The sequence below is a fragment of the Salinimicrobium oceani genome, from assembly GCF_012037645.1.
On the sequence record NZ_JAAVJR010000116.1, the window covers coordinates 1 to 745 of the forward strand.

The 745-nt window shown below is 37.7% G+C and carries 1 protein-coding gene and 1 pseudogene; both read right to left on the reverse strand.

Annotated features, from left to right (window positions below):
* A pseudogene (locus HC175_RS15750) lies at positions 1 to 194 on the reverse strand (phosphatidylserine decarboxylase family protein); the annotation flags it as partial.
* A partial coding sequence (locus HC175_RS15755; protein ID WP_168139384.1) for a phosphatidate cytidylyltransferase occupies positions 184 to 745 on the reverse strand: 562 nt, incomplete at its 5' end. The pseudogene HC175_RS15750 and the gene HC175_RS15755, both read right to left, overlap by 11 nt.

Genomic DNA, 745 nt, shown 5'->3' on the forward strand with positions numbered 1-745 from the left:
TGGGAGGTATTGACTTCGGTATTTCGTTTGGGATTTCTAAAGAACTGAATGATCAAAAAGAACAGGAGAACAGTCCCTAATAAGATCGCGATCTTGATCCAATAGGTATAAATAAAAGTTTGTGCCAGCAGGTTTACAATGATCAGCAAGATCACCGCAATTCCCATAATTTTATATCCTTCTTTATGAAACATAATTTAATAATTGTAAATAAGCATAAACAAATGGACTCGCAAAGATGATGCTGTCTAACCGGTCAAATAATCCGCCATGACCCGGCATTAATCTTCCACTATCCTTTACTCCCGCCTGTCTTTTAAATTTTGATTGTATCAAATCTCCAAGGGTGCCAAAAATACTTAATATTATAGCCATTCCCACCCAGGTGTGCAGGTCAAGCAAACCGGTAAAATAAAATACCAGATACCCGGCTATGGCAGTAAAAATAAGTCCGCCCAGGAATCCTTCTACAGTTTTTTTAGGAGATATTCTTTCAAAGAGCTTCTTCTTTCCAAAATTCTTCCCAACAAGATATGCAAAAGTATCGTTAATCCAAATCAGGGAGAAAACACCCACCACCAATTCGGGCGTGAAATCGCCGGTATAGCTGGGAATAAGAGTAAGAAAGATCATTGATGCGATGAGGTAGAAAATAATAAGGACATACTTTTTCTTCTCAAAAAGTGGGATTTTATTGACCAGCATCAGGTCTTTTACGAGGAAAAGATTGACGAAAATGGTGATT